We start from the raw sequence: 25,032 nt of genomic DNA, 5'->3' as shown, positions 1-25,032 counted from the left end.
CCCTCTTTGGTCTTTAATTTTACTTAATATTTTATGCCCACTGCTTTGTGTGGCGGGTATCTCACAGCATGGTTGCTTGACAGGTGTTTCAAGGCGTTGCTATAAAACGCAGCTATGCTTTGATCGTTGTACCTATCGGTGACCATGCCGTTCAGAGCCATTTTTTGAAACAGTCAAGGGGTGAAGAGTGAATAAGTCCGAGCTGATTGAAGCCATTGCCGCGTCTGCAGATATCCCGAAAGCAGCGGCAACCCGCGCATTGGATGCCATGGTGGAGTCTGTCACCGATAGCCTTAAGAAGGGCGAAAGCGTATCACTAGTAGGCTTTGGTACCTTCGCGATCAAAGAACGTGCTGCACGAACTGGCCGCAACCCGCAAACGGGACAGCCAATCCAGATCAGTGCCGCCAAAGTACCCAGCTTCAAAGCAGGTAAAGCGCTGAAAGACGCCGTCAACTAATTTGACCGCGTTTGCTGTAACCTAATGGGCGCATCGCATAGGCGATGCGCCCATGTTATTTTCTGGCCCCCTATTTGTTAGGATTTAGTGGGTCGATGTATTTGGCTGTGACTATCTGAGGCTAGCATGCTGCAAAGTATTCGAGATGGCTCCAGGAGCTGGGGTGCCAAAATTATTATCGGTGTTATGGTTGCGGCCATGGCGCTTTTCGGGATTGAATCACTGTTTGGGCTTTTTGGCAGCGATCCAGACGAAGTAGCCAGTGTCAACGGGCAGCCAATCATGCGTCAGCAGGTTGAGCTCGGTGTGCAGCGCGCTTTACGCTCAGGACAGGTGCCGCCTGAACAAGAGCGAGCCCTACGCAGCGACATGCTTGACCAGCTCATCACCCAGGAACTGTTATCCCAGTACGCAGAAGAGGGTGGTTTCGCTGTTTCAGAAGAGCAACTTGATCAACTGATTGTCAGTCTGCCTGAGTTCCATGATCAGGATGGTCGTTTTTCTGCTGAAGTTTTTCGTAACCGCTTAGCGGGCGCAGGCTATACGCCATTATCTTTTCGTGAAGAATTGCGCGTCGATATCCAGCGGCAGCATTTACAGCAGGGCCTCGCCTTCAGCGATTTTAGCTTGCCCAATGAGCAAGAGCGTCTGGCAGAGTTGCAGCGCCAGGAGCGGAGCTTGCGCTATGTGGTGCTAGATGGTGACGACGTCGAGGCTGATGTCAATATCAGTGAAGACGACCTAAAAGCCTATTATGATGCCCACCAAGAGCGCTACGAGCGCCCAGAGCAGGTGCGTCTTGAGTATGTGATAGTTGATCGTCAGGCAATGGCAGAAGGCCGCGATGTTGATGAAGAGGCGCTACGCGATGCATGGCGCGAACAGAATCGTGACGCTGACCGCCAAATCTCCCATATCATGATCACCTTTGGTGACGAACGTACTCGTGATGAAGCTCAGGAAAGGGCTGAAACAGCCAGGCAAGCGTTGAATAGCGGTGAATCGTTTGCCGATACCGCTCTGCGCTACTCTGATGATACGGCCAGTGCCGAAGAGGGTGGGGACCTTGGGGTAATCAGCCGTGGCTTCTTTGGGGATAGCTTTGATGAAGCAGCATTCTCTTTAGAAGAGGGTGATGTATCCCAGCCGGTTGAACTGGATAATGCTTTTCACATTATTCAGGTGACGGACATTCAAGGCCCAACATTTGAAGAACAGCGCGATGAGTTGGCGCGGGAAGTGGCGCTGAACGATGTTGATGATGAATTTAATCAGCGAGTTCAGCAGCTAATTGATGAAAGCTTCGCTGCTGATGACCTGCAAAGCGTTGCTGAAAGCATTGGTCTTACCCTTAATGAGAGCGATTGGCTTGCCCGTGATGATGAAGTTGAAGGCGTTTTATCCGAGCCTGGTGTGATGTCAGCGGCGTTCAGCAACGACGTGCTGGAAGAGGGTTATAACAGTGAAGTTATCGAGTTAGACCAAGATCGTCGGATGGTGCTGCGTGTTGCTGAACAGCGCGATGCAACGTTACTGCCTCTGGATGAGGTCCGCGAGGAGGTCGAAATATCCGTCGCCGCTGAGCAGCAGCAGCAAGCATTGCGTGAAGAGGCGCAATCACTGATTTCAGAACTGCAGGCAGGTGAGGAGTTGGATATCAATTGGCTCGAAGCTAACAACGTTAGTCGCCAAGCCGATACCACCGTACCTCAAACCATTGTTCAAGAAGCTTTCCGCATGCCACGGCCTGATGAGGGTGAGAGCGTTTATCATGCCGTTGAACTGCCTCAAGGCGTTGCCATTGTAGCGTTGGATAGCGTTACTGACGGTGAAATTGATGAGCAGATGGAAACGTTTGTCTCACAAATGGCAGAACAACTGCGTGCTCAATCGATCCTGCAGGGATTGATTGATGATTTGCGCAGTGACGCAGACATAGAGCGGTAGAATCTTTTAAGCAAGCCCAAAAAAGCCGATCGCGAGATCGGCTTTTTTTATACCCGTAAGCTGCGGTTAGGTGTCAGGTAATTCGGTGAAAGAGAACTGACGCAAGCTTGGCGCGGTGTGATCTGAGCGCTCAACCACGATATCCCAGCCACGTTGGCTATCCCAATCACCTAACACATAACGTTTGGCGGGTACTTCTTCAACCGTCAGGTCATGTACGTGGGGGCGGTGAGTGTGACCATGAATCATAGTGGCAACACCAAACCGCTCCATCAACAAAATGACTTCCTGCTGTGTCACATCCATGATTGCCTCAGCTTTATTGGCGTTAGCCTCGCCCGACTGCATACGTAGGCTTTTGGCCAGCTCTAGACGTTGTTCCAGCGGTAGAGCCAATATCTGAGTTTGCCACTCTGGGTTGCGCGACTGCTGACGGAAAGCCATGTAGGCTTCATCTTGGGTGCATAAACTATCGCCATGAAGAAGTACCACGGGCACCCCCTGAATCTCGACTTCCTCAATGTCAGATAGCAGCATCGCCTGGCAAGCGTTAACAAAGCGCTCGCCGAGTAAAAAGTCACGGTTGCCATGCATCAAATAAACAGTGGTACCGTCACTGCTAAGCTTGTGCAACCGCTTGATAACCTCTTGAGCCACAATGCTGAGCGGATGGTCCGTGGCATCCAGAAGGTCATCACCCATCCAGGCATCAAAAAGGTCGCCCAGAATATAAAGAGCATCGGCTCCTGGGGCAGTATGTTCTAGGTAGCGGTAAAACCCCTGATTAATCTCAGGGGTGTCGCTACTTAGATGCAGGTCGGCAACAAGCAATGTGCGCATAAAGCTCCCAGTGTCATTCCGCTTCCTTCACATAAGCGCGTTCGATGATCACGTCTTCAGCGGGTACATCGGCATGCATGCCACGGCGTGTAGTGGCCACGTTTTTAATCTCGTTGACCACCTCCATACCGCCAACGACTTCGCCAAACACCGCATAGCCCCAGCCTTGAAGACTTTTACCGCTGTGATCCAGAAAGCTATTGTCGCCCACATTAATGAAAAACTGCGCAGTGGCAGAATGCGGGTCTTGGGTGCGAGCCATGGCTAGCGTACCGATAGTGTTTTTTAAGCCGTTGTCAGCTTCGTTATCGATAGGGTCACGGGTTGGCTTCTGCTCAAAGTCTTTATCAAAACCGCCGCCTTGGACCATGAATCCGTCAATCACCCGATGAAATAGGGTGCCGTCATAAAATCCGTCGCGAACGTACTGCTCAAAATTCGCCGCGCTAATCGGCGCTTTTTCATGGTTAAGCTCGATGGTGATGTCACCGTGGTTCGTCTGTAATACGATCATTGATAAATTCCTGTTCAATAAAGGCGTTCGCCTTGGCGCTGTGCATCGGCGTCACGTTATAATAACGGTTTTGCCCTGCACCGCGAAGTGCCATAGGAGTATCCTATGTTCTCACGGCTCAGTACGCCATCCACCACGAGGTTATCAACACCACCATGACCAACGAGACCACCCCAGCGCCGAACTTCATTCGCAACCAAGTACGCGACGAAATCGAGGGCGGCCAGGTCACTAAAATCGTGACACGCTTTCCCCCCGAGCCCAACGGCTTTTTGCACATCGGCCATGCAAAGTCGATCTGTCTCAATTTCGGGCTGGCGGAGCAAATGGGTGGCGAATGTCATCTACGTTTTGATGATACCAATCCGGCGAAAGAAGAACAGGCATACATCGATGCCATCAAAGAGGATGTCACTTGGCTAGGCTTTGAATGGGCAGGTCCTGTGCGTTTTGCTTCCGACTACTTCGACCAACTCTATGCCTGGGCGCAGCACTTGATGCGAGAAGGAAAAGCCTACGTGGACGACCTTTCGCCGGATGAAATTCGCGAGTACCGCGGCACACTAACGGCGCCGGGTACCCCTAGCCCTTACCGTGAGCGCAGCGCCGAAGAGAACCTTGATCTGCTTGCGCGAATGCGCGAAGGCGAGTTTGGTGAAAGTGAAAAGGTCGTGCGCGCTAAAATCGATATGGCGTCACCTAATATCAACCTACGCGACCCCATCCTTTACCGCATCCGACATGCCAGCCATCACCAAACGGGCGATAAGTGGAAAATCTACCCCTCGTACGATTTCACCCATGGTCAGTCGGATGCCATTGAAGGGGTTACGCACTCGATCTGTACCCTGGAATTTGAAGATCACCGCCCACTGTATGAGTGGTTTTTAAACAACCTTCCTGTACCCGCCAAGCCGCGCCAAATTGAATTTGCCCGTCTCAATCTTGATTACACGTTAACCTCCAAGCGCAAGTTGAAGCTGTTGGTAGACGAAAAGATTGTCGATGGATGGGATGATCCGCGGATGCCGACGATCTCCGGTATGCGTCGCCGCGGCTACACACCAGCCTCTATCCGCAAATTCTGCGAGATGATCGGCGTCACCCGTGCCGACGGTGGCTTGGTCGATATCGCCATGTTGACCCACGCGATTCGCTCGGATCTTGAAGACAATGCGCCGCGCGCCATGTGTGTGTTAAAGCCGCTGAAAGTCGTGCTCACCAATGTGCCGGAAGATCACGAAGAGATGTATGAAGTGCCGGGGCATCCTGCACGTGAAGATATGACGATGCGCAAGGTGCCCTTTACTCGGGAGCTTTACATCGATCAAGACGACTTTATGGAAGATGCTCCTAAGAAGTTCTTCCGCCTCGCGCCAGGTAAAGAAGTACGTCTACGCAATAGCTATGTGATTCGCTGTGACGAGGTAATTAAGGACGCGGCCGGTGACATCAGAGAGCTGCATTGTTCAGTGGATTTCGATACGCTGGGCAAAAATCCTGAAGGTCGCAAGGTGAAAGGGGTTATTCATTGGGTAAGCGCTGCCCACGGCGTGCCGGTGGAAGTGCGCCTGTATGACAACCTGTTCACCGTTGAGCAGCCAGATCGTGACAAAGATGTCGACTTCCTAGAGCACTTAAATCCGGAATCGCTGGTCGTTTGTCAGGCAATTGGCGAGCCAAGCCTTGCGGAGGCCACGCCCGAGTCACGCTTCCAGTTCGAGCGCGTTGGTTACTTCTGTGCAGATCGTCATGATTCCACACCAGAGCATTTAGTGTTTAACCGCACCGTGGGATTAAAAGATAGCTGGGCAAAAATCAAGCAGAAGGGCTAAAGGCCAGGAAAAACATGGATAGCCATATGCATATTTACAATACGCTGACGCGTCGCAAAGAACTTTTCACCCCGCTTGAAGCGGGAAAAGTCAGTATGTATGTCTGCGGCATGACGGTGTATGACTATTGCCATCTTGGTCATGCCCGCGTCATGGTCGCCTTTGACGTCATCACCCGCTACCTGCGTGAGCGTGGCTACGATGTTAACTATGTGCGCAACATTACCGATATTGATGACAAGATACTGAAGCGTGCTGACGAAAATGGTGAAAGCATCACCGCGCTAACCGAGCGCATGATTGCCGCCATGCACGAAGATGAAGCGCGTCTGTTTGTTTTGCCACCGACTCATGAGCCCCGCGCCACCGGTCATATCGACGATATCGTGGCAATGATTGAAACGCTGATTGCAAAAGGCTTTGCCTATGCGGCCGATAACGGCGATGTTTACTACCGTGTACGCAAGTTTGCCAATTACGGCAAGCTCAATAATCGCCAGCTAGACGATATGCGCTCTGGTGCTCGGGTGGATGTTGATGTTCATAAAGAAGATCCACTCGACTTTGTACTTTGGAAGGCTGCAAAACCGGGTGAGGCCCACTGGTCGTCGCCGTGGGGTAATGGGCGTCCCGGCTGGCACATCGAGTGCTCGGCGATGTCGACCTGCTGCTTGGGTGATACCTTCGATATTCACGGTGGCGGGCCGGATCTAACCTTTCCGCATCATGAAAATGAGATTGCGCAAAGCGAAGCGGCCACCGGCAAGACCTACGTCAAAACCTGGATGCACGCTGGGGCAGTGCGGGTGAACAAGGAGAAGATGTCCAAATCTCTGGGCAACTTCTTCACCATTCGCGATGTACTGGCCGAACACGACCCTGAAGTGGTGCGCTTTCTGCTGGTGGCCAGTCACTACCGTAGCCCGATCAACTATTCGGTGGACTCACTGACCGAAGCACGCAAATCGCTGACACGTTTATACACAGCGCTAGAAGGCGTCGACACTGACGCTATTGCCAGCAGTGAAGCATCCCCTTACCGAGAGCGTTTTACTCAGGTCATGGACGATGACTTCAACACGCCTGAAGCGTTGGCAGTCATGTTTGAGCTGGCGCGTGAAGTCAATCGCGCCAAGCAGGAGCAGCCCGACGAGGCCGCTAGGCTTGGGGGCGAGCTCAAGCAGCTAGGGGCTATTTTGGGGCTGCTTCAGCAGGCGCCGCAAATTTTCCTGAAAGGCACGCAGCAACAGGGTATGCCGCTTAGTGAAAGCGAGATTGAAGCGAAAATTGCTCAACGTATTGAGGCGAAAGCGAATAAGGACTTCGCTCAGGCGGATGCGGTTCGCGATGAGCTCGCAGCCCTGGGGATTATTCTTAAAGACTCACGCGAAGGTACTTCTTGGGTGTTAGAAGCACCTTAAACGCTGATGGCTCTTATACTTCATAAGAGCCTCAGTAAAAAAGCCCACTTCAAAAGGAATTCCAAGATGCGCTTTTCAGCTAATCCTATCATTGCTAAGCCCCTAATCGTTGCTTGCGCCGTATCCGTTATTTCCCTTTCCCAGGCCAGCGCCAATGAGCCGGTAGTGGTGTCCTCCAAGATCGACACGGAAGGGTCGGTGTTGGGTGAGCTGATCATTCAGACCTTGGAACGCAACGATATTGCTACCGAAAACCGCTTGCAGCTTGGTGGTACTAGTGTTGTGCGGTCGGCATTAGAAGCTGGCGAAATTGATGTGTACCCTGAGTACACGGGCAATGGTGCCTTCTTTTTTGATATGGCCGACAGTCCAGTGTGGAACGATGCGGATCAAGCGTTTGAAACCGTTAAAGAGCGTGACGCGGAACAAGACTTGGTCTGGCTGCAGCCAGCTAGCGCTAACAACACCTGGGCAATGAGTGTCCGCGAAGACGTAGCCACTGAAAATGAATTGGTCAGTTTAGAAGACCTCGCGGCCTATCTGGCGGAAGGGGGGGAGTTCAAATTCGCCGCCAGCGCTGAATTTGTGGAATCCGCACAGGCGTTACCTGCGTTTCAGGAAGCCTACGGTTTTGAATTGAGCGATGAGCAACTGCTAGTGCTGTCGGGTGGCAATACTGCTGCCACCATGCGTGCCGCCGCCCAGCAAACCAGTGGCGTTAACGCCGCCATGACTTATGGCACCGACGGTGGCTTAAGTGCACTGGGTCTGGTCGTACTGGAAGATACTAAAGGTGTGCAGCCCGTATACCAGCCTGCCCCCGTGGTGCGTGAAAGCGTGCTGGAAACGTATCCCGAAATGGAAGCGCTGCTCAACGAGGTCTTTGCCACCCTTGATCTGGTCACTCTCCAAACGCTAAATGCAGATGTTGCCGTTAACGGGCTGTCACCAACCCAAGTGGCCAGCGACTATCTGGATACGCTAGCTGATTAATGTGTTTATGCCTGGGATAACTAATTAATGTCGTTATTGGATGCATTGCCCACCCCTCGGCTTCGTTGGGATGGGCGGCACCCTAACACTGTGCTTGTTAGCCTCAGTCTTATCATGCTGGCCGCATTCTGGGGTTTGGACGTGGTTAGCATGGCTCCCAACCGGATTGTTCAGGGAACGAGCTACGGCGCGCTTGAGGCCTTAGGCTGGCCCGGCGCGCTATTAGCCACATTACTGCTCAGTTTCATTGGCATATTAGCGTGGCAACCGAGTCACCGGCACTATCGCGCTCTGTTAGCGGCAGTAATGACCTTGATGGCACTCATGCCCGTGGGGTTAATTGCCAGCAGCTATTTACTGATTGATCCTGAACTGCCCCAGGCGCGTTTGGGCCTGGGGGCAACGTATTGGGTAGTGCTGTTTGTATTACTACTGTGCTTAATTGAAATACGCTTACGCTTAAAGCTCACTCGTCTCTGGCCCACGCTACTGTTATGTGGCGTGGCGTTGGTGTGGTGGCTGTGTGCAACTTTGTGGCTGGATAGCCTTGCCCTGGTGCAGGAGTTTAAGGCGCGTGATCGGCAGTTTCTGAGAGCTATTGGTCAGCACGTGACGCTGGTTGGGGCTGCCGTCAGTATTAGCGTGGTGGTTGGCTTAGTACTAGCGATGCTGATGCGCCGCTATGCACGGCTGCAGAAAGGCGCTTTCGCAGTACTCAATTTTCTACAAACCATTCCCAGTCTTGCCTTGTTTGGCCTGCTACTGGCGCCGCTTGCTTGGCTTGCCGCAAACGTACCATTGCTAGGCCGGCTTGGCGTCAGCGGGATCGGTACGATGCCTGCCTTGATCGCACTGATTGCCTATAGCCTGCTCCCCATGGTGCGTAACACCTATATCGCTCTTGAAGAAGTAAGCCCCGATACCCTGGAAGCCGCCAAGGGGATGGGAATGCGTGCTGGCCAGCGTTTTTGGCAGGTGCGGCTACCGCTGGCGCTGCCGGTGCTACTTGAAGGGGTGCGTATTACCACGGTTCAGGCCATTGGTCTCACTGCCGTAGCCGCTTTGATCGGGGCGGGTGGGCTTGGCACCTTTATTTTTCAGGGCCTGGGTCAAGCAGCCATGGACATGGTTCTGCTCGGCGCATTGCCTATTTTAATGCTGGCTCTGGTCGTGGATGCGGGCTTGGGCGCCCTGGCAGAAGCACTGCGCCCCGGAGGAACACGATGATTGAGCTTTCCCATGTCTCAAAGCGATTTGGTGAAGAAACCGCGGTGGATGATATTTCACTGCGTGTGCCGAAGGGCAAGTTTTGTGCGCTGGTCGGCACCTCCGGCTGCGGTAAATCCACCACCCTGCGCATGATCAATCGCTTAATCGAGCATAGCGAGGGTGACATTATTCTGGATGGCCAAGCCATTGAGGTGTATGACCCGGTAAAACTACGCCGCCGGATTGGTTATGTCATTCAGCACACCGGTTTGTTCCCTCACTGGAACGTGGCGCGCAATATTGGTTTGGTACCGCGTTTATTGAAGTGGTCAGCCGCCGATGTCCAGGGACGGGTCGAAGAGTTGATGGACTTGCTAGGCTTGCCTGTCGGGGAGTTTGCGCATAAATATCCTCACCAGCTTTCAGGTGGGCAGGCGCAGCGAGTTGGGGTGGCAAGGGCATTGGCCGCCGACCCTGATATTTTGCTTATGGACGAACCTTTCGGCGCCCTTGATCCGATTACCCGTGAAAAGCTGCAGGATGAGCTGGCCAAAATACAGGCGCGGCTGCACAAAACGGTGGTCTTCGTGACCCATGACATGGATGAAGCCCTCAAACTCGCGGATCACCTGGTAGTGATGCGCGAAGGACGAATCGTGCAGCAGGGCTCTCCGCTGGCGCTGCTGCAACAGCCAGCCGACTCGTTTGTCGAGTCACTGTTGGGAGGGCTTGAACGGGGGCTCAAACAGGCTGCTTTAACCCGCGTTAAAGACCACATGACCTCCATGGGACCGACTCTACCCGCCCAGTCGCGCATACCCGCAGATTTCTCACTGCGTCAAGCGCTTTCCATGATGCTGCGCGACCATAGCGATAGGCTTACGGTTGTCGATCAGCACGATGTCCCCATTGGCGAGCTATCGCTGCGCAGGATCATCAAGGAAGCACAACTGGATAAAGGAAGTGCGCGTGAGTAATTCGCTGAGTATCGCGCAGCCACGTAAAAGAGCCCTGCTGTGGCTTTGGCCACTGATGTGGGGAACACTGCTGCTGCTCAGCGTTGTGGCCATGTCTGCTGCCGAGCCACTTTTTCGCTGGATAGAACCTGATGCCAGGCAGGTGATTTATGACCGGGCTGATTTCTATGTGCTGCTGGGCCGCCATCTCCTTGTGGTGGGCATAGCGGCGCTTGTGACCGTTGTCGTAGGCGTCTCAGCTGGCATTGTGGTGACTCGCGAGCGTGGCAGCGATTTTTTGCCGCTGGTCGGCCAGTTGGCCTCGCTGGGACAAACCTTTCCGCCGGTGGCCGTGCTGGCGCTGGCGGTACCTGTGCTCGGATTTGGTACTTTGCCCATCATTGTCGCCTTGATGCTGTATGGCATGCTGCCCATCGTGCGTAATACGCTTGCCGGACTGCAGGAGGTTGATATCGACATAAAGACCGCCGCACACGCCATGGGCATGACGCCGACTCAGACATTGCGGTATGTCGAGCTGCCGTTGGCGGCCCCGGTCATCCTGGCGGGCATTCGCACCTCCGTCACCATTAATATCGCCACGGCTGCTCTGGGGGCGACTGTTGGGGCCAGTAACCTTGGCGACCCGATTATCTCCGGCATCGTTAACGGCAATATGGCCTATGTCGTTCAGGGGGCGTTGACCATTGCACTATTGGCATTGACGGTCGACAGCCTATTTGAAGTGCTGCAACAACCACTGCGTTCTCGTCTCTCTGCGGCTTAAGTTGTATCCCTAAAGTTCTTGTGCTGCGTTACTGTCGCAGTAGTTGTATTTGACTCATGCCAGATAAATCCACTGGCAAAAATGGTCAATACCAACAACACTGCCCTCAAAAGGGGTAAAACAAGGACAATAATGATGACTGAGTACGTGCACCAGCCGGACTTCATGACCGGCGACGAATTTTCGATTCCCACCTTTAGCCTGCTTTGTCCGGAAGGCGAGCTACATGACGGCGCCATTGAACCGGCGCTTGAGCGTGATCATGCCCGGCGCATTTACCAGGCAATGCTGGCCACGCGTATTCTCGACGAACGAATGATGGCAGCCCAGCGTCAGGGGCGGCTTAGTTTCTATATGCAGTGTACGGGGGAAGAGGCCGCCGTAGTGGGCGCAACTGCCGCGCTTGATGATGCCGACATGATCATGGCCCAGTACCGCGAGCAGGGCGCTCTGATGTATCGCGGCTTCTCAATCGATGAATTTATGAACCAGCTGTTTGGCAACGAGTTGGACTACGGCAAAGGCCGCCAAATGCCGATCCACTATGGGTCGCGCAAGCTGCACTACATGACCATCTCTTCCCCCCTGGCTACGCAAATTCCACAGGCCACGGGCTACGCCTATGGGCAAAAACTTGCTGGTGATGGTCACTGTACGCTGACCTTCTTTGGCGAAGGTGCTGCTTCCGAAGGCGATTTCCACGCCGCACTCAATATGGCCTCAGTACATCAGGTGCCAGTGATTTTCTTCTGCCGTAACAACGGCTATGCCATTTCCACGCCTGCCGTAGAGCAGTTCGCCGCCGATGGTATTGCCCCACGAGCGTTTGGGTACCATATGCACGTGATACGCGTGGACGGCAATGACGTGTTGGCGGTCTATGAGGCCACTCGTCAGGCGCGCAAGATTGCCGTTGAGCGTAACCAGCCTGTCTTGATCGAGGCCATGAGTTATCGTCTGGCTGCTCACTCCTCTTCGGATGACCCCTCCGGCTATCGCTCCAAGGATGAAGAAGAGGTATGGCGCGCCAAAGACCCCGTGCTGCGGCTAAAAAAATGGCTGTTGAAAAAGCAGTGGTGGAGTGAGGAAGAGGAGAGTACCCAGCAAGAAGCCCTGCGCCGGGAAGTGCTTGATACGTTAAAACGTGCCGAGAAGCGCGCATCGCCTCCGCTTGAGAGTTTGATCAGCGATGTCTATGCCGACATTACACCTGCGCTGCAGCGTCAGTTTGATCAACTGAAGCGCCATATTCGTCGCTATCCAGACGCTTATCCACGCGGGGCGAAATCGCTGGATCTGGACGTGGGCACTGACACTGATTCGCAGGGAGAGGCGTAACATGGCCACAATGAACATGCTTCAGGCGATCAATAATGCGCTCGATATCGCCATGGCAGAAGATGAAAAGGTCATTTGCTTTGGTGAGGATGTGGGGATTTTCGGCGGTGTCTTCCGGGCGACAAGCCATCTGCAGGAAAAGTACGGCAAGGCTCGCTGTTTCAATACACCGCTAGTGGAGCAGGGGATCATCGGCTTTGCCAATGGTCTGGCGGCTCAAGGCTCGGTACCGGTCGCAGAAATCCAGTTTGCAGACTATATCTTTCCCGCGTTCGACCAAATCGTTAACGAAACCGCCAAGTTCCGCTATCGCTCAGGGGATCTTTTCAATGTGGGCGGGCTGACCATTCGTACCCCTTACGGCGGCGGAATCGCCGGTGGGCTCTATCACTCTCAGTCCCCTGAAGCCTATTTCACCCATACCCCCGGCTTGAAAGTAGTCGTACCGCGTAATCCTTACCAAGCAAAGGGGCTCCTGCTTGCGGCCATTCGAGACCCGGACCCAGTGCTTTTTCTAGAGCCTAAACGCCTCTATCGCGCCGCGGTAGGTGAAGTGCCCGAAGAGGATTATCAGCTGCCCATTGGTGAGGCCGAGATCACCAAGGAGGGCACCGACATTACCGTGGTGGGCTGGGGTGCGCAGATGGAAGTGATTGGCAAAGCCGTCGAGCTGGCCGAAGAGCAGGGGATCGCCTGTGAAGTGATCGACCTGCGCTCACTACTGCCTTGGGACGCGGACACTGTCGTGGAATCCGTGCTCAAGACCGGCCGGTTGGTCGTGAGCCATGAAGCACCTTTAACCGGTGGTTTTGCCGGTGAAATTGCCGCCACCATTCAGGAACGTTGTTTCCTCTATCTGGAATCGCCCATCGCCCGGGTAACAGGGCTGGATACGCCTTTTCCGCTGGTGCTGGAGAAAGAGTATCTGCCCGATCACCTGAAGATTTTTGAAGCGATTCGCGAAAGCGTCAACTTTTAGCGCTGAGGAGGAGGAGAACAATGAGCGATTTTTTACTGCCCGATATTGGCGAAGGCATTGTCGAGTGCGAAGTCGTCGAATGGCGCGTCGCTGAAGGCGATCAAATTGAAGAAGACCAGCCCATCGTTGAAGTCATGACCGACAAAGCGCTGGTGGAAATTACCGCCCACGAAGCCGGTGTCGTTACCAAGCTGTATGTGGCTCAGGGTCAGATTGCCAAGGTGCATGCTCCCTTATACGCCTATCAGGCCGAAGGAGAAGTACAAGCCGAGCCCAGCAAACCGGAAGTTACGCCGGATGCCTTACCGTCTACGCCAATCACTAGTACCGATGCGGCAACGGATAGAGCTGCAGCGCACACAGCCGTAGCGCCAACCGCGCCAACGTTGGCCACCCACGGGAAAGTACCCGCCAGCCCCGCGGTGCGAAGATTGGTGCGAGAGCATCAGCTCAATCTGACCGATATCGCAGGCAGTGGTAAAGATGGTCGTGTGCTTAAGGAAGACGTATTGGCGCACCTTGAACAGCCTGCTGGCGCAGCCATGACATCGTCGCAGGCTGTTCCATCTAGTAGTGTAGAGGAAGCGCCCAGGGTGGAGCCGTTACGCGGCGTGCGGGCGGTAATGGCCAAACGAATGGTGGAGTCGGCCAGCACGATTCCTCATTTTCATTATGGTGAAGAGATTGACGTAACAGCGCTGTTGGCAATGCGTGAGCGTTTGAAACCAGTGGCAGAGTCAAAAGGCGAGCGGCTAACGCTAATGCCGTTCTTTATGAAAGCCATGGCGTTAGCGATCTCAGAAGAACCCATTGTAAACGCACAGTTAAATGCGGCGGGTGACGCGCTGCACTACTTCTCCCAGTGTAATATCGGCATGGCAGTGGATAGCAAGGCAGGCCTCATGGTGCCCAATGTCAAACGCGTCGAACGCTTATCCTTGCTTGAGATTGCCCGGGAAGTGGCGCGGCTAACTACGGCGGCACGGGAAGGACGCGTTGATCAAGCGGATCTTAAAGGCGGAACCATCAGTATTTCCAATATTGGTGCGCTCGGTGGCACCTACGCGGCTCCTATCATCAACGCACCGGAAGCCGCTATCGTTGCTATAGGTAAAACACAGTGGCTGCCCAGGTTCGATGCGAAGGGCGAGGTTCAGCGACGTGCCATCATGACCATTACCTGGGCAGGGGATCATCGCTTCATCGATGGCGGCACCATTGCGCGCTTCTGTAATAGCTGGAAGGGCTTTCTGGAAGATCCCGAGACCATGTTGCTTCACTTGGGTTAGCAAGGCGACTTATGTCCCAGGCACCGCTTCAGCAGTTTTATATCCCCGAAGAGCAGTCGGTTTATCTGCTGAGCCATCACGATGCCCGTAAACTCAAGGACTGGGTGGCGCTGTGCCAGGCGCAGCTCACCCAACTGGGTTACCAAGGCATCGAGTTGATCGGTAAGGGTGCTTACGGCTTTGTCTTCGCGGGTAGTACCCTCCAGCAAGGTGCTAACCACCATTATGTCTTCAAGTTCTCACGCATTACCCTGCCGACGCATCTCCAGGAACGCCTTGAGGAAGAGGCGTTCATGCTCGATCAGGTGTCACACCCACGTATTCCCGGATTAGTAGCCTATCAGCGCTCCCGGGGGCAATCCATTCTAGTCATGGAGCGTGCACCGGGTTGGAATCTCGAACAAGTCTCGCTGCGGCAGGGGCGTCTCTCACCCCGCTTGATCGTGCGTATCGCCGCGCAGTTGGCCGATATCCTACTCGCTTTGCGCCGCGAGTCTGGTCCCCAGGCGCGCCCTGTTGTGCATGGAGATATCAAACCCTCCAATGTGGTTTTCGACCCTGAGCAGGAGGCGATAGCGTTGATTGACTGGGGATCGTCGGTTTTTGCGCAACTAGATGCTCAACTGCAGTTTGTAAGCGCCAATGTCATGGAATTGATGTCGGATAATCTGCAGCAAACCAATGCCCGGCTGGGCGATGTCTACTTTATTGGTGAAGAGCAGCTCAATGGGGCGCTCTCTTCGCCGCGTTTTGATGAGCAGGGCACTGCAGGCACCTTATACGCATTGGCGTCGGCTCAGTCCTGCCGTTTTGGGCATCGTGCCATTCCCGCCAGCTCCCTGGGACTGCCCATGGAATTTGCGCGTACGCTGGATGGCATGCTGGATCCCGATCCACAAGCCCGTCGTAAAGCGGGCGACTACTTTTTGGCCAACATGGCACGCATGGCTAAGGTAGTGATGATTGATCTCCCCGAATCGGTAAAGGTGCCGCTAGTGCCGGTATGGGCAAGACCTGCCCGGCAGGAGATCGATACGGTCGTCTACAGCTCGCGGAAGGCCTTTTTGCGTGAAGCAAATGCCCAGGAAACGCTCAATGACGTCAACGATGTGCAGCTTGATCGCTACTACAAACAGTTCATGCAGGGCATGGGGGAAACCGAAAAAGCCTTTCTGGCCTCCGTCAGCCGGTTGGGCAAGTATCCAGTGGTAGGTGGGTTGGCGGTACGCTGGGAGCGAGAAGGGGTCTATATCGACTCATCGCTCAACCTCCATGATCCAGCACTGAAGCCCGCCTTCATTGAAGCGGTCAACAATATGGTGCATCTGGCGCGTGCCATTCACCGTCAGGGAGTGTTCAAAAGCTGCTTGTTCAATGCCCGCCAGACTCTTCACCTGGAGCGCGCCAGTGCAGATGAGGCGTTTTTCAGCGAACCGAACATGGCGATTGGCTATGAGCTGAGCGCGGTACCTGAGCTGGAGGACCGTACCCGTCAACACAGCTACTTCGAGGACGGTCCCGACCCAGAAGAACTGCTGGTGCTGCCAGAAGCAATAATGCACGTGCTACAGCAGCTCAACGATATACACCATACCGGCATGATCATTTTTGAAGCATTACCTCAGCACCTCAAGATTCACAGCTATTATCGCCTGCTCGACCCCGCCAGAGAAGCCGAGTTTCGAACGCTACTGGCTCGGATCCTGTCATCGGTCAATCAGATCGAGGGGCTGGGCGTCTCGGGCTATATGAAAATGCCCTATAAAGACACCCGCTATTTCACCCACTTGGCAAGCCAGCCAGAACGCTACTACCCACGCGACCCACGGGAGGTCGCCAGGCGATCGTCGCTCGGAGACGCTACCTAGCCGAACGATAACGGGGCGCCAGCTCCTGTTTGATCTGTTCTGCTACCTCTTTAAGTCGAGGTCCCAAATTATTGACCAAGCGGTCGTGATCCAGGCGCAGGCTGGAGCCGCCGCAGTTGATGGCCATGACCTCGGCGCCATCTTCCAGGATGAGCGGCATGGCCACGGCGCTGATGTCGCGCTGCCAATCCTGCTCGGAGAGACAGAAACCGTACTCAGCATAGTCTCTCAAGCTTTGCTGGATACCCGCTTCCAGCGCTGGCCAATCGCTGCCATGGACGTCCGCCAGTTCATGCATTAATTGCTGACGACGGGCAGCGGGCAAGCCGCAAAGCCAAGCACGACCAATGGCTGAAGTGGCAATAGGCAAGCGCGACCCCACATCCAGACGAATGATGAGCGGCCCGCTACCATGGCAGGTTTCCAGGTAAACCATATCACTACGGTCAGCGCTTCCCAGGCTGACATTACAGTCGGTGGCATCGGCAAACTTCTGCAAATGCGGCCGGGCGACCTCGCGAATGCCCATGTTTGCCAGAAAACGATAACCCAACGCCAGCACTCCGGGGCCAAGACGATACTTCTCAAGATGCGTGTTGTGCTGAAGATAACCCAACTGGGTCAGCGTATAGGTGAGCCGTGACACCGTAGGCCGAGGAATAGCGGTGCGATTAGAAAGCTCGGCATTCCCTAAATACTCCTCACCGGTTCCAAAGGCACGTAGCAGCTCAAGGCCACGCGCCAGCGCGGTCACAAAGTTACGATCTTTTCCAGGCGGTTGCGGCTCTTCAGCATCTGAGTCGGTGGGTTGCATTCAATTTCCCAACAATAGGTGGCTTATGGTGTGCATTATGGCATATCTACTTAGGGGTAGCTTTCATGCTCATCAACGAAAACGCCTGCCTCATAACACCGCTTTAGCCATCCAGGCGCTCGATAATCGTGGCGATGCCTTGACCGACGCCAATGCACATGGTGACCAGCGCATAGCGCCCGCCGGTGGCTTCTAGCTGGCGCAGGGCAGTGAGCGCCAAACGTGCGCCCGAGGCACCCAGCGGGTGGCCAATGGCAATGGCACCACCGTTGGCGTTTAGGCGCGGGTCGTCGGCGGAAAGCCCCAACTGCTGAACGCAGCCCAATACCTGCACCGCAAAGGCTTCGTTAATTTCAATCACGTCCATTTGTTCAAGCGAAAGGCCAGCCCGAGCCAGTGCTTTTTGCGAGGCGGGTACTGGCCCCAGGCCCATGACACGGGGGGCTACGCCCGCCACGGCACTGGCAACAATACGCGCCCGCGGAGCAAGCCCAGCGCGCTCGCCTGCTGCACGCGTGCCGACAATCAGCGCGGCAGCCCCGTCGTTTAATCCAGAAGCGTTGCCTGCGGTCACGACACCGCCTTCAAACAGCGCGCCGAGTTTGGCCAGTTTCTCCTCGGTGCTTTCAGCCCGGGGGTGCTCGTCTTTATCTACCAACAGCGGCGGCTGTTTGCGCCCTTGAGGCACGTCTACCCCAAACATTTCTCCCTCATAAAAGCCGTTTGCCAGCGCCTTGGCATAGCGCGCTTGGGAGCGGGCGGCAAAGGCGTCGCTGGCCTCGCGGCCAATGTTCAGGTCGTGGGCAATGTTATCGGCAGTTTCCGGCATGCTGTGGCTGCCGTATTCTTTGGCAATCCACGGGTTGGGGAAGCGCGAGCCAATCACGGTATCAAACATCGGCTGATTGCGAGCGTAGGGGGAGTCGGCTTTGCCCAGCACGTAAGGCGCGCGGGACATAGACTCCACGCCGCCAGCCAAAAATAGCTCACCTTCGCCTAAGCGAGCGGCACGGGCGGCATCCATCATCGCGGCTAGGCCACTACCGCACAGACGGTTGACGGTTTGACCCGCGACTTCAATGGGCAGGCCCGCCAGCAGCGCACCGTGACGGGCCACGTTACGGGAATCTTCCCCCGCCTGGTTAGTACAGCCCGCCAACACTTCTTCGTAGCTTTCCGGGGCAAACGGATTACGCGCCACCAGTGCTTTTAGCGTTAAGCCCAGCAGTTCATCCGGGCGAATGGCCGCTAGGCTGCCGCCATGGCGACCAAAAGGGGTACGTAATCCGTCGTAAATGTAGGCGTCTTGCATGGTTATTTTCCTTGTTTGTGTAAGCCTTACTTGAGCCGTAATTGAAACTGAGGGGTGTCAGCCCGTTGGCCCGTCAGTGAGAGACATGCCCAGCGCGGCGCGGCGGCGCAGCCACGGGCTAGGGCGATAGCGGGGGTCACCGGTGGCGTCTAATAGGTTGTTCAAAATGGTCAGGATGCGCGAAGTGCCGTAATGGTCGCCCATGCGCAGCGGGCCAAATGGGTAGCCCAGGCCAAGTTCTACCGCACGATCAATAGTGGCGGGTGCAGCGACGCCTTGCTGTGCGATATCTGCCCCGACGTTGACGATGCAGGCCACTACTCGCTGCAGTACAAAGCCAGTGCTGTCTTGAAGCGTGCTGACCGGCGTGCCGTCAGCATTCAACAGGCTGGCGGCGGCATTGACTAGTTCGGGTCGGGTAAGGGGGGAGGCCATCAGGCTGCGGCGCTTATCCAGCCCCGCCAGCATATCCACCGCGACGCACTGCTCGGCATTCAAGCCTTGGCGCAGGGCGCACTGCGTGGTGTCTTCGCCCAGCGGTGTCAGCAGGCACAGCGCCTCTGACGAAGGCTGATCCGCACTTTCTAGTGGCCAGCCCGCCTTGGTGACCAGTTCGGCAAGCTGCGCGGCGCTGCCAGAGTCGTCTTGGCTGATCCACACGGGGCAAGGCGAGGCTGTCGCAATGGCGGGCTCTTCCGGTATCTGCTGCTGGCCATCCACGTAGCGATAAAAGCCTTCACCGGTTTTGCGGCCCAGCAGGCCTGCTGAGAGCCGCTGGCGGGTGAGCGGTGAAGGGCGAAAGCGCGGCTCTTCATAATACTGGTGGTACACCGACTCCATCACCGCATGGGAAACATCCAGGCCGGTCAGGTCCAGCAGGGTAAACGGCCCCATTCGAAAACCGCCTTGATCCACCATGATGCGGTCAATGGTGGCGGGGTCGGTCACGCTCTCACTCAGAACGCGCAGCGCTTCGGTGCCAAAAGCGCGCCCGGCGTGATTGACCAGAAAGCCAGGGGTATCGGTGGTCTGGGCGGTAAAGTGGCCCATGGCGGTGCCCAAGGCATTGACCCGCTGGGTGACATCGTTAGCGGTACGTAACCCCGGAATCACTTCCACAATTTTCATCAGCGGGACGGGATTGAAAAAGTGAAAGCCAATCACGCGCTCTGGGTGCTGGCAGGCGGCAGCAATTGCGGTAACAGACAGCGAAGAGGTGTTGGTGGCGAGCACGGCATCCTGGCGAACAATGCCTTCTAAATCGCTAAACAGCCCCTGTTTGGCTTCCAGCTTCTCGATAATCGCTTCAACGACGATATCGCAGGGGGCGAGGGCGGCGAGGTCGCGGGCCTCGATCAATCGCTCGCTGTACTGCTCGACTTGGGCTTGGGTAATACGCTGCTTGTCGGCGCTGCGCTGCCATAACCCATTAATAAAGGCAGTCGCTTCCGCCACCGCGCCTTCTTTAACATCAAATAGCATCACGTTCAGGCCTGCCTGCGCGGCAAGCTGAGCTATCCCTCTACCCATGGCCCCCGTGCCGACAATGCCAAGAGTGTTGAACGAATGGGCGACTGCGTCGTTGGACATAGGTCAAAATCCTCGCTGCAAGAGTTTGTTGTTCTGCATTGCAAAATAGTATTTCGTTTATTGACTGCCATCCTAGGCTATGCAAAAGTGCCTGACAAGAGAGTGAACACTAGTTTCGCCATGCAGAATTCTTGCAGGCCTCACTGCCCGTGCGAACGCCAACCATAAAAATATCGTTGCCACCAGGAGCCGTTATGATCCGTGATCCCGAACTGCTGAATCAGTTGGTTGATACCATTGCCCGCTTTGTCCGGGAGCGTTTGATTCCCAATGAGGCACGGCTTGCCGAAGAGGATGCAGTGCCCGCCGAGATCCTGGCGGAAATGAAGGAGATGGGGCTGTTCGGGCTATCCATTCCTGAAGAGTACGGCGGCTTAGGGCTGACTATGGAAGAGGAAGCCCTGGTGGCAATGGAAATTGGCAAAACCTCTCCCGCGTTCCGTTCAGTATTTGGCACCAATAATGGCATTGGCGCCCAGGGGATTTTGATCGATGGCACTGAAGAGCAAAAAGCCAAATACGTGCCGCGCCTGGCCACAGGTGAGATACTCAGCTCGTTCTGTTTGACTGAGCCGGATTCAGGCTCTGATGCCGCTAGCCTGCGGACCACCGCCGTGCGCGATGGCGACCACTACGTATTGAACGGCACCAAGCGTTATATCACCAACGGCCCGGAAGCAGACCTGTTCACCGTCATGGCGCGTACCGACCCAGACAACAAAGGCGCTGGCGGTATCTCTGCCTTTATTGTTGAAGGCAATACGCCTGGTCTGATTCGCGGCCCTGCGGATAACAAGATGGGCCAGAAGGGCGCGCATACCTGCGACATCATTTTTGATAACTGCCGTGTACCGGCTGAAAACATCATTGGCGGCAAAGAGGGGCAAGGCTTTAAAACCGCTATGAAAGTGCTCGACCGTGGGCGACTGCATATTTCCGCCGTGTGTGTGGGCGTGGCCGAGCGTTTGGTTGAAGAGTCGCTGCGCTACACCATGGAACGTAAGCAGTTTGGTGCGCCGCTGGCGGAGCATCAGCTGGTGCAGGCCATGCTGGCAGATAGCAAAACCGAAGCCTACGCAGGTAAAACCATGGTCATGGACGCCGCACGCCGCAAGGATGATGGCGAAAACGTCTCAACCCTAGCCTCCTGCTGCAAGCTGTTCTGTGCCGAGATGGTGGGTCGCGTCGCGGATCGCGCCGTGCAGGTGCACGGCGGTGCGGGCTATATGTCGGAATACGCCGTTGAGCGTTTCTACCGCGATGTGCGCTTGTTCCGCATTTACGAAGGGACGACGCAAATTCAGCAGCTGGTGATTGCCCGGAACATGGTGCGGGAGGCGTCCTAATGGCTCTGTCGGTCCCTTACCAAGCGCCAGATGAGAAGATCTTTGGCCGTCTGGCAAGCGAGCTGTTAGCAGAACTTCCCGAGCGCTTGAGCACCCGCGTGCTGGAAAATGCGAAACGCCTAGCGGATCACCCCGCGCTTGTGGATGGCAACGTTCGCTGGAGCTACGCCGAGCTGGGGCAAGAGATTCATGCCGCCTGCGAGTGGTTAGCTAATTTAGGCGTACGGCCCGGCGACCGTATTATGACGGTCAGTGAAAACTGCCGTGCCCTGGTGGTACTGCTGTTGGCCGCCAGTGAAATGGATGTTTGGGTCGCGATTGTCAATTCGCGCCTCTCCGCTCAAGAAGTGGATCTAATCCAGGGCAACTGCCTGCCTCGCCGAGTGTTTTACACCTGCGAAGCCTCCCAAGAGGCGAGCCAGCACGCCGAGCGCCACGCGGCTGACCGCTATCAGCATCCGCAGCTCGGCGGCCTAGCGATTTCACCGCTATTTGAGAGCGAGCCAGAGCCTGTTCACACCAGCGGTGCCGAGCAGGTAGCCGCGATGATCTACACCTCAGGCACCACCGGTACGCCGAAAGGCGTCATGCTGACCCATCGCGGTATTCTGTATATCGCTTCTATTTCCGGCGGCATGCGCCATCTGAGCGAAGGGCAGCGGGTGTATGGCGTGCTGCCGATGTCTCATGTGTTTGGCCTCTCATCAGTGTGTATGGGCTCGCTGTATAACGGCGCGTGCCTGTACACCGTGCCGCGTTTCGAGGCTGCTCAGCTGTTGGCAACGTTGAAAGAGGAGCGTATTACGGTGCTCCAAGGCGTGCCCGCCATGTATGCCCGCGCCCTGGAGTATTTGAAGCGTGAGCAGCGCGTGCTAGAAGCGCCTGCGCTTATCTATATCTCCGCAGGTGGCTCGCCGCTGGATAGCGATACCAAAACCCGTGTTGAAGCTGCGTTTGGCCTAACGCTGCACAATGGCTACGGCCTCACCGAAGCCAGCCCAACGATTAGTCAAACCCGCATTGAAGACCGCCACCAGAGCAGCACCGTGGGCCGCGTGCTGCCGCTGTTGGAGTATCGGTTAGAGCCCCTAGGCAGCAGCGGCACGTCAGAAAAGGCAGGCGATGAGATCGGCGAGCTGTGGGTGCGTGGCCCTAATATCATGAAGGGCTACTTCCGCCAGCCGGACGCCACCCGCGCCACCTTAATGGAAGATGGCTGGCTCAATACCGGTGATATCGCCAAGCTGGATCACGACGATCAGCTCTATATCGTGGGCCGCAGTAAAGAGCTGATTATTCGCTCGGGCTTCAATATCTACCCGCCGGATGTGGAAGCAGTGATCAATGAGCATCCTGCGGTGACCTTAACCGCAGTCGTCGGGCGGCAGGTGGCAGGCAATGAAGAGGTCGTGGCATTTGTGCAGTGCGAGCCGGGTATTGAAGTAGATATGGTAGAGCTCAAAGCCTTTATTGCCGAACGGCTAGCCCCCTATAAGCGGCCGACCCAAATTGTGCTGATGGATGCGCTGCCTTCCACCGCCAGCGGTAAGATTTTGAAAGGTCGGCTACGCGACTTGGCCCAGCAGGAGAGCGCTTTATGAGCGAAACAGACAGCGCAATCGCTTCCACAACGCCCCAGGCGCTGATGGGTTATCACGAATTGCTGGGCATGCACGTGGTGGAGTGGGAAGAGGGGCGCGCGGTGGTGGAACTCACCATTGAACCCAAGCACCTCAACCGCAGCGGCAACGTGCACGGCGGCGTACTGGCTTCCATGCTGGACAGCGCCCTGAGCCTAGCGGGCCTGCACTGCGATGTGCCGGGGAATATTCGTCGTGGGATGACGCTGTCACTTACCACCACCTTTGTGGGGCCTGCTCGGCAAGGCGTGTTACGGGCCACGGGCACGCTGCGTGGCGGCGGGCAAAAAACCTTCATGACCAGCGGTGAGATCGTGGATGAGCAGGGCAATCTCGTCGCTATGGGCGAAGGCTCTTTTCGTCGCCGTAGCGGCAGCGAATCGTCACAAGGCGTTCCCGACCCGCAGTTGAGGGAGCCTAGCGAGTGAGCCCAGCCCGCCTGCGGGTTTCCTGTTTGCTACTGGTGACGCTTGCCACGCTGATTCATTTGGTGGGTGGCAGCGTGGCGTGGCAAGCCGCAGGCATTGTTGCGCTGCTGCTCTATTTGATGACCCTGAAAGGTCAACTCACCCGCATGGCCAAGGGGCTGCTGTGTGCCGCTGGCGTACTCACACTGCTCGCGCTGTGGCGCTCGCCTACGCCTGGGCAGCTGCTGTTTGAGGCGAGTGGGCGTTTCGCGTTTTTTGCTACCTTTGTGGTGGCGCTGAGCATGTTGCGCCTACCTGCCTATCGCTCTCGTTTAGTGCGCCGCTGCGGGCAAAGCATGCTGCTTCAGCCGCCTAGCCGCCGCTACCCGATCTTATCCCTGGGCTCGGCGCTGTTTGGCATCATTCTGAACATTGGCGTGCTGAATCTCTTCGCCGCGATGATCGAGAAGAGCAATACCCTGAGTGCCGCCCAAGGGCGCGCCTGGGTGCGCGCGGCCCGTCAGCGGCGCATGATGCTGGCGCTGCTGCGCGGATTTTCGCTGGCACCGCTAATTTCGCCCATGGGTATTGGGGTGGCCGTGGTGCTTTCAAGCCTTCCCCAGGTCACCTGGCCACAGCTGGCACCCTATATTCTAGGGGCCGCCGCGCTGATTTTTATGGCGGGCTGGGCGGTGGACTATTTCACCGGCCCGCACCCACCCGCCAATAAAACCTATGTCACCCCGTCGCTGCGCCCGTTGGCGCAGTTTAGCGTTTTGCTAATCGGCATTGTGGCGCTGGTGTTTTCCATTGCGTGGCTGCTGGACTTACGACTACCCATTGCCGCGCTGCTGGGCGCGCCTACCGGGGCGCTTTTATGGCTGGCTTGGCAGCGTCGCAGGCTAGGCTATGGTGGATTGCCTGCCGCCATAACGGCGGTGCATCGTCAGCTACCTTGGTTGCTGTCTCCCAGCGCTAATGAAATCGTGGTGCTGGGGGCGGCAGGCTATTTGGGGCATGTATGCGTGGGCTTGGTGGACACCCAGCAGCTTGCACCGTTATTGGCAGTGCTTGACCCGCTGGGCACTTTAAATGCGGTGTTGGCCATGCTGATGGTGGTGGGGCTAGCGCAAATAGGCGTCAACCCGATTGTTACGGTGACGCTGTTGGTGGGCTTGCTCCCCACGCTGGGCATCGAGGGGTTAACGCCTGAGCTGATTGGGGCATCGTTAATGGTAGGCTGGGCGCTGGCGCTGATGTCATCACCAATGACCGCTTCCATGCTGATTCTATCGCGCTTTACTGGCGTACCCGCCACCCGCATCGGTTACCGCTGGAACGGGCGCTTTCTGATCGCGGCGATACCGCTGCTGGCGTTATGGTTTGGTTGGTCGCCTTTCTGAGTTGGGCTGTTCAAGGAAACGCTTGACCTTTGGCAGGCGTTTTTTTATTGTTATTTTTATAAAGTGAAATATTATTTTGCTATG

The 25,032-nt window shown here is 55.8% G+C and carries 22 protein-coding genes; 16 read left to right on the top strand and 6 right to left on the bottom strand.

Annotated elements, in window-relative coordinates; translation table 11 throughout:
* Nucleotides 1-187: 187 nt before the first annotated feature.
* Nucleotides 188-460 carry an HU family DNA-binding protein gene (locus HUO07_RS02510; protein WP_007114333.1) on the top strand — a complete coding sequence of 91 codons (273 nt, stop codon included), beginning with the start codon at nt 188-190 and terminating at the stop codon, nt 458-460.
* Nucleotides 461-586: 126 nt separating this feature from the next.
* Nucleotides 587-2,407: a SurA N-terminal domain-containing protein gene (locus HUO07_RS02505; RefSeq protein ID WP_176302242.1), complete on the top strand. Its 1,821-nt coding sequence runs from the start codon at nt 587-589 to the stop codon at nt 2,405-2,407.
* Between the two features lie 66 nt (nt 2,408-2,473).
* On the opposite strand, the gene HUO07_RS02500 is transcribed toward HUO07_RS02505, so the two are convergent.
* The 3 genes from HUO07_RS02500 to HUO07_RS21995 are packed head-to-tail and all read right to left on the bottom strand — an operon-like array spanning nt 2,474 to nt 3,855.
* Nucleotides 2,474-3,247 carry a UDP-2,3-diacylglucosamine diphosphatase gene (locus HUO07_RS02500; RefSeq protein WP_101147025.1) on the bottom strand — a complete coding sequence of 258 codons (774 nt, stop codon included), beginning with the start codon at nt 3,245-3,247 and terminating at the stop codon, nt 2,474-2,476.
* Between the two features lie 13 nt (nt 3,248-3,260).
* A complete protein-coding gene (locus HUO07_RS02495; RefSeq protein WP_101147024.1) occupies nt 3,261-3,761 on the bottom strand; it encodes a peptidylprolyl isomerase in 501 nt (166 codons plus the stop codon).
* Entirely contained in the window at nt 3,733-3,855 is a 123-nt protein-coding gene (locus HUO07_RS21995) for a hypothetical protein (protein ID WP_008956874.1), read from the bottom strand. Before HUO07_RS21995 ends, HUO07_RS02495 begins: the two co-directional genes overlap by 29 nt.
* Nucleotides 3,856-3,916: 61 nt before the next feature.
* Here HUO07_RS21995 and HUO07_RS02490 point away from each other — a divergent pair, with 61 nt between their 5' ends.
* The 10 genes from HUO07_RS02490 to HUO07_RS02445 all read left to right on the top strand — a co-directional run bounded on the left by HUO07_RS02490 (nt 3,917) and on the right by HUO07_RS02445 (nt 16,436).
* Nucleotides 3,917-5,596: a glutamine--tRNA ligase/YqeY domain fusion protein gene (locus HUO07_RS02490; protein ID WP_176302241.1), complete on the top strand. Its 1,680-nt coding sequence runs from the start codon at nt 3,917-3,919 to the stop codon at nt 5,594-5,596.
* A gap of 26 nt (nt 5,597-5,622) precedes the next feature.
* Nucleotides 5,623-7,017: a cysteine--tRNA ligase gene (gene cysS / locus HUO07_RS02485; RefSeq protein WP_176302240.1), complete on the top strand. Its 1,395-nt coding sequence runs from the start codon at nt 5,623-5,625 to the stop codon at nt 7,015-7,017.
* A 66-nt stretch (nt 7,018-7,083) separates the two neighbouring features.
* Nucleotides 7,084-8,010: a glycine betaine ABC transporter substrate-binding protein OsmF gene (gene osmF / locus HUO07_RS02480; protein WP_176302239.1), complete on the top strand. Its 927-nt coding sequence runs from the start codon at nt 7,084-7,086 to the stop codon at nt 8,008-8,010.
* A gap of 27 nt (nt 8,011-8,037) precedes the next feature.
* The gene (locus HUO07_RS02475; RefSeq protein ID WP_176302238.1) at nt 8,038-9,237 is read left to right on the top strand and encodes an ABC transporter permease; all 1,200 of its coding nucleotides are present in this window, start codon (nt 8,038-8,040) and stop codon (nt 9,235-9,237) included.
* Nucleotides 9,234-10,196 (top strand): ABC transporter ATP-binding protein, encoded by a 963-nt coding sequence (locus HUO07_RS02470; protein WP_176302237.1) that lies wholly within the window; start codon nt 9,234-9,236, stop codon nt 10,194-10,196. Before HUO07_RS02475 ends, HUO07_RS02470 begins: the two co-directional genes overlap by 4 nt.
* Nucleotides 10,189-10,962 (top strand): ABC transporter permease subunit, encoded by a 774-nt coding sequence (locus tag HUO07_RS02465; RefSeq protein ID WP_176302236.1) that lies wholly within the window; start codon nt 10,189-10,191, stop codon nt 10,960-10,962. Before HUO07_RS02470 ends, HUO07_RS02465 begins: the two co-directional genes overlap by 8 nt.
* Before the next feature lie 135 nt (nt 10,963-11,097).
* Nucleotides 11,098-12,300 (top strand): thiamine pyrophosphate-dependent dehydrogenase E1 component subunit alpha, encoded by a 1,203-nt coding sequence (locus tag HUO07_RS02460; RefSeq protein ID WP_176302282.1) that lies wholly within the window; start codon nt 11,098-11,100, stop codon nt 12,298-12,300.
* 1 nt (nt 12,301) lies between these two features.
* Nucleotides 12,302-13,279: an alpha-ketoacid dehydrogenase subunit beta gene (locus HUO07_RS02455; protein ID WP_176302235.1), complete on the top strand. Its 978-nt coding sequence runs from the start codon at nt 12,302-12,304 to the stop codon at nt 13,277-13,279.
* 20 nt (nt 13,280-13,299) lie between these two features.
* Nucleotides 13,300-14,568 (top strand): 2-oxo acid dehydrogenase subunit E2, encoded by a 1,269-nt coding sequence (locus HUO07_RS02450; protein ID WP_101147018.1) that lies wholly within the window; start codon nt 13,300-13,302, stop codon nt 14,566-14,568.
* A gap of 11 nt (nt 14,569-14,579) precedes the next feature.
* Complete coding sequence (locus HUO07_RS02445; protein ID WP_176302234.1) at nt 14,580-16,436, top strand: protein kinase domain-containing protein; 1,857 nt, start codon at nt 14,580-14,582, stop codon at nt 16,434-16,436.
* Here HUO07_RS02445 and HUO07_RS02440 read toward each other — a convergent pair.
* The 3 genes from HUO07_RS02440 to HUO07_RS02430 form a co-directional block, all read right to left on the bottom strand.
* Nucleotides 16,429-17,250 (bottom strand): IclR family transcriptional regulator, encoded by an 822-nt coding sequence (locus HUO07_RS02440; protein ID WP_176302233.1) that lies wholly within the window; start codon nt 17,248-17,250, stop codon nt 16,429-16,431. The two genes, HUO07_RS02445 and HUO07_RS02440, sit on opposite strands and share 8 nt — an antisense overlap.
* Nucleotides 17,251-17,353: 103 nt before the next feature.
* Nucleotides 17,354-18,562: a 3-oxoadipyl-CoA thiolase gene (locus HUO07_RS02435; protein WP_176302232.1), complete on the bottom strand. Its 1,209-nt coding sequence runs from the start codon at nt 18,560-18,562 to the stop codon at nt 17,354-17,356.
* A gap of 57 nt (nt 18,563-18,619) precedes the next feature.
* Nucleotides 18,620-20,152, bottom strand: coding sequence for a 3-hydroxyacyl-CoA dehydrogenase (locus tag HUO07_RS02430; RefSeq protein ID WP_176302231.1), 1,533 nt, complete (start codon nt 20,150-20,152; stop codon nt 18,620-18,622).
* 194 nt (nt 20,153-20,346) lie between these two features.
* Here HUO07_RS02430 and HUO07_RS02425 point away from each other — a divergent pair, with 194 nt between their 5' ends.
* Genes HUO07_RS02425 through HUO07_RS02410 form a run of 4 tightly spaced genes read left to right on the top strand, consistent with a single transcriptional unit; the run spans nt 20,347 to nt 24,948 of the window.
* Nucleotides 20,347-21,498, top strand: a complete 1,152-nt coding sequence (locus HUO07_RS02425; RefSeq protein WP_083023559.1) for an acyl-CoA dehydrogenase family protein — start codon at nt 20,347-20,349, stop codon at nt 21,496-21,498.
* A complete protein-coding gene (locus HUO07_RS02420; RefSeq protein WP_176302230.1) occupies nt 21,498-23,099 on the top strand; it encodes a class I adenylate-forming enzyme family protein in 1,602 nt (533 codons plus the stop codon). The genes HUO07_RS02425 and HUO07_RS02420 overlap by 1 nt, the downstream gene beginning before the upstream one ends.
* A complete protein-coding gene (locus HUO07_RS02415) occupies nt 23,096-23,566 on the top strand; it encodes a PaaI family thioesterase (protein ID WP_176302229.1) in 471 nt (156 codons plus the stop codon). The genes HUO07_RS02420 and HUO07_RS02415 overlap by 4 nt, the downstream gene beginning before the upstream one ends.
* Nucleotides 23,563-24,948 (top strand): hypothetical protein, encoded by a 1,386-nt coding sequence (locus HUO07_RS02410; protein WP_176302228.1) that lies wholly within the window; start codon nt 23,563-23,565, stop codon nt 24,946-24,948. Before HUO07_RS02415 ends, HUO07_RS02410 begins: the two co-directional genes overlap by 4 nt.
* Nucleotides 24,949-25,032: the final 84 nt, after the last annotated feature.

It is taken from the genome of Vreelandella maris, assembly GCF_013371085.1.
Classification (GTDB): domain Bacteria; phylum Pseudomonadota; class Gammaproteobacteria; order Pseudomonadales; family Halomonadaceae; genus Vreelandella; species Vreelandella maris.
This window is presented reverse-complemented; position numbering and strand designations above follow the sequence as displayed.

Coding starts and splice junctions, on each gene's coding strand:
- HUO07_RS02505 (WP_176302242.1), top strand. CDS start 587: ATGCTGCAAAGTATTCGAGATGGCTCCAGGAGCTGGGGTGCCAAAATT.
- HUO07_RS02415 (WP_176302229.1), top strand. CDS start 23,096: ATGAGCGAAACAGACAGCGCAATCGCTTCCACAACGCCCCAGGCGCTG.
- HUO07_RS02425 (WP_083023559.1), top strand. CDS start 20,347: ATGATCCGTGATCCCGAACTGCTGAATCAGTTGGTTGATACCATTGCC.
- HUO07_RS02475 (WP_176302238.1), top strand. CDS start 8,038: ATGTCGTTATTGGATGCATTGCCCACCCCTCGGCTTCGTTGGGATGGG.
- cysS (WP_176302240.1), top strand. CDS start 5,623: ATGCATATTTACAATACGCTGACGCGTCGCAAAGAACTTTTCACCCCG.
- HUO07_RS02450 (WP_101147018.1), top strand. CDS start 13,300: ATGAGCGATTTTTTACTGCCCGATATTGGCGAAGGCATTGTCGAGTGC.
- HUO07_RS02495 (WP_101147024.1), bottom strand. CDS start 3,761: ATGATCGTATTACAGACGAACCACGGTGACATCACCATCGAGCTTAAC.
- HUO07_RS02490 (WP_176302241.1), top strand. CDS start 3,917: ATGACCAACGAGACCACCCCAGCGCCGAACTTCATTCGCAACCAAGTA.
- osmF (WP_176302239.1), top strand. CDS start 7,084: ATGCGCTTTTCAGCTAATCCTATCATTGCTAAGCCCCTAATCGTTGCT.
- HUO07_RS02440 (WP_176302233.1), bottom strand. CDS start 17,250: ATGCAACCCACCGACTCAGATGCTGAAGAGCCGCAACCGCCTGGAAAA.
- HUO07_RS02420 (WP_176302230.1), top strand. CDS start 21,498: ATGGCTCTGTCGGTCCCTTACCAAGCGCCAGATGAGAAGATCTTTGGC.
- HUO07_RS02460 (WP_176302282.1), top strand. CDS start 11,098: ATGACTGAGTACGTGCACCAGCCGGACTTCATGACCGGCGACGAATTT.
- HUO07_RS02435 (WP_176302232.1), bottom strand. CDS start 18,562: ATGCAAGACGCCTACATTTACGACGGATTACGTACCCCTTTTGGTCGC.
- HUO07_RS21995 (WP_008956874.1), bottom strand. CDS start 3,855: ATGGCACTTCGCGGTGCAGGGCAAAACCGTTATTATAACGTGACGCCG.
- HUO07_RS02455 (WP_176302235.1), top strand. CDS start 12,302: ATGGCCACAATGAACATGCTTCAGGCGATCAATAATGCGCTCGATATC.
- HUO07_RS02430 (WP_176302231.1), bottom strand. CDS start 20,152: ATGTCCAACGACGCAGTCGCCCATTCGTTCAACACTCTTGGCATTGTC.
- HUO07_RS02445 (WP_176302234.1), top strand. CDS start 14,580: ATGTCCCAGGCACCGCTTCAGCAGTTTTATATCCCCGAAGAGCAGTCG.
- HUO07_RS02500 (WP_101147025.1), bottom strand. CDS start 3,247: ATGCGCACATTGCTTGTTGCCGACCTGCATCTAAGTAGCGACACCCCT.
- HUO07_RS02470 (WP_176302237.1), top strand. CDS start 9,234: ATGATTGAGCTTTCCCATGTCTCAAAGCGATTTGGTGAAGAAACCGCG.